The organism is Actinomycetospora sp., from assembly GCF_055612215.1.
In genome coordinates, this window is sequence record NZ_JBVPVA010000337.1 from 1 (window position 1) to 3,078 (window position 3,078).

Below are 3,078 nucleotides of genomic sequence, written 5' to 3' on the forward strand. Positions count from 1 at the left end.
GGTCCCCGGCGACGGTCGCGTGCACTTCGGCCTCGTGCTGAACCTCCAGGACCCGCCCTACTGCCAGAACGGCGCCTACCTGCACCAGGCCGGCAACGGGGACCCGCAGACGACGTGGCAGCGCGCGGACGTGCCGCCCCCTGACCCGAGCAACCCCGTGACCGGGGGCCAGCCCGTGACCAACCCCGGACACTTCCCGATGAACACGACCGTGTGGTGCAGCCAGACCGACGGCAACGGCGCAGGACCCAACCCCATCATCGACGCGCGTGGCTCACAGCGTGCACCGCTGCCCAACGGCGCTCCACGTCCGCAGGGCTCGCTCCTGAACCCCAATACGGCCTACGGGCCGCGGAGCCTGCCCGACCCGGCGCGCGCCAACTCCGGCGACACCAGCCAGCCCGTCCAGGGCGGGACCTCGCAGAGCCAGGCCTCCCCCGCTGCATCGACCGCGACGGCCCCGTCGCAGAATGCGAACCAGACCACTGCGTTCTCCGGCGTGTCGTCCTCCCCAGCGGACGTCCTGGCGGACTCGAAGCGCGGTGCCCCGCCGATCGTCATCCCTGGCCTGGGCTGACCGCTGACGCGGGGGCGACCCCGAGGAGCCGACCATCACCTCTCCCACCGACACCGCCACCGGGACGGACGCGACCCCGACGCGCCGGCGGAGCCTCCGGGCCCCGTCCCAGAAGACGAGGATCACCGTCCTCGCGGTCCTGACCGTGCTGGCCTTCGCGGCCGCCGTCGCGGCCGGCATCTACTGGTACCTCGGGACCCACGGCACGACGGCGAACCAGTCCGCCGACCGGGACGTCGCGGTCGACGCCGCCGAGCAGATCGTCGTCAACATCAACACGGTGCACCCGCAGACGATCGACTCCGACCTCGCGGCCGCGCAGTCCTCGCTGACCGACCCGATGCTCACCGAGTACGGCAAGGTCCGCCAGCAGTTCGCCGACAGCCTCAAGAAGGCCCAGGCGTCCGTGGTGGCCACTCCCGCCGGCGCGTCGCTGACGTCGTTCGACGACGACAAGGGGACCGCCTCGGCCCTCGTCGCCATCAACGTCACCGCCTCGAGCGCCAACCAGCAGCCCACCCAGAAGCAGCAGCTGTTCCAGGTCGACATGCAGCGCACCCCGGACGGCTGGAAGGCCGCGAAGGCTGCCCCGACCGCCGGCCAGAGCTGAGGAAGGGGACAGCGTCGTGCCACCCCGTACCCGCACCACCACCGCCAGCACCGCCCCGGCCGGTCGTCGCCCCAAGGTCGCGGGCCTCCGCGCCCCGGGTCGTCCCGGCGTCACCGCCGAGTCCACCCGCCCGTCCGAGCCGCTCGGCGGCGACGTCGAGGACATCGAGGACGCGGCGCCGGCCACGTCCACCGACACCGCTTCGGCGCCCGCCGACCGCGGTGCCGTCGACGACGGTGTGTCCGCCGAGGACGGCGCGTCGGACCACGCCGCCGCCGCTCCGCCGGTCTCCGCCGGCGCGCTCGCGAAGCCGAGCCGGGTCGAGTCGTCCGGGCCCGGGTCGTCCGAGGACGTCGCGGCCACCACCGAGCGCCCCGCGCCGTCGTCGAAGCAGCGGCGCACGCAGCGGGCCATGACCCCGGCGGGGTCAACCCGGACCGACGGCGGCTCCCGGTCGGGGACCGCGCTGCTGGAGCGCCCCGCGCCGCGGCGCGGTGCCCCGGCGACGCAGTCCTCCCCGCGCGGCGGCCGTCTCGCCGGTGTCGCGGCGCCCTTCCGGCGTCTCGGGGCCAACCCGCGGATGCTCCAGGCGGTGCTCGGCGCCGTCGTCGTCGTGTGCCTCGTGCTCGCCGGCCTCGCGTTCTGGCAGGGCCGCGATGCGTGGTCGACCGGTCCGGTGGCCAACCAGGCCGTCGTCGACGTGGGCGGCACGGCCGAGGTCGTCGGCCAGACGCGCCAGGGGATCGAGCAGATCCTCTCCTACGACTTCGCCAAGCTCGACGACTCGGTGAATGCCGCGAAGACGCAGTCCACCGGCGCCTTCACCTCGCAGTACCTCTCGGTGTTCGAGCAGACGATCCGCGGGCCGGCCACGCAGCAGAAGCTGCGCCAGACGGCCAGCGTGCTCAACATCGGCGTCAAGCAGCTCGACGCCGACCACGCGAGCCTCATGGCCTTCGTGCAGTTCACCGCGGAGCGCACCACCAACCAGCAGACGACCAACGCGCCCGGGCTGCTGAACGTCGAGGTCGTCCGCCAGGACGGCCGCTGGAAGATCAGCGCGATCAACCCCATGTGACGCCTGGCGCGCGTGTGGGGGGACCCACGGCACGACGCAGCCCGGGTCGAGTGTCCTGACGGATGCCTCGACCCGGGCTGTTCCGTCGGGGCCCCGGTGCTCTGACCTGCGACGCGAGGTGGCGGTCCCCCCGGACGGCGTGCGCGTCGCACTTGACGCGGACCCGGTCACCGGTCACTCTGTTCCCCAGCGCGAGTCCCCGCGTCCGACCCCCCGGTCGAGACGGAGCCCTCGAGGTTCCGGTCACCGGAGGCGTGTCACGAGGGGGGGCGTTCGACAGCTGCTGCGGTCGTGGCTAGACTGTCGGATCGCGCTGCCTTCACGTGTCTGCACCCCCACGTATGTGGGTACTACGGACGGCTGCGCGATCCGGCCGCCCGGGGCACTGCGCTGCGTCTCGAGCGGACGAAGCTACTGACAGCGTCAGACAGCGTTGTTCCGGAAGGACGCATCTTGGCAGTTACCCGCGCCACCAGGTCCTCGAACCACCACGCGTCGTTCCCCGGGGCTCCCCTCCGGGTCTCCTTCGCCAAGCTCGACCAGCCGCTGGAGGTCCCCGACCTCCTCGACCTGCAGACCAAGTCCTTCGAGTGGCTGGTCGGTAGCGAGGAGTGGTTCGAGCGCCGCGTGGAGGCAGGCGACGAGGCCCCGGTCGGCGGTCTCGAGGAGGTCCTGGCGGAGATCTCGCCCATCGAGGACTTCTCCGGCTCGATGTCCCTGTCCTTCTCCGACCCACGCTTCGACGAGGTCAAGGCCTCCGTCGAGGAATGCAAGGACAAGGACATGACCTACTCGGCCCCGCTCTTCGTGACG

Annotated in this window: 2 protein-coding genes and 2 pseudogenes; all 4 read left to right on the forward strand. The window is 72.4% G+C overall.

Annotated elements, in window-relative coordinates:
- Positions 1–577 (forward strand): annotated as a pseudogene (locus tag AC0CYZ_RS09685) (hypothetical protein); the annotation flags it as partial.
- 145 nt (positions 578–722) lie between these two features.
- Positions 723–1,187 (forward strand): hypothetical protein, encoded by a 465-nt coding sequence (locus AC0CYZ_RS09690; protein ID WP_472214669.1) that lies wholly within the window; start codon positions 723–725, stop codon positions 1,185–1,187.
- Positions 1,188–1,203: 16 nt separating this feature from the next.
- Positions 1,204–2,265 (forward strand): hypothetical protein, encoded by a 1,062-nt coding sequence (locus AC0CYZ_RS09695; RefSeq protein WP_472214671.1) that lies wholly within the window; start codon positions 1,204–1,206, stop codon positions 2,263–2,265.
- A 453-nt stretch (positions 2,266–2,718) separates the two neighbouring features.
- Positions 2,719–3,078: pseudogene (locus tag AC0CYZ_RS09700) on the forward strand (DNA-directed RNA polymerase subunit beta); the annotation flags it as partial.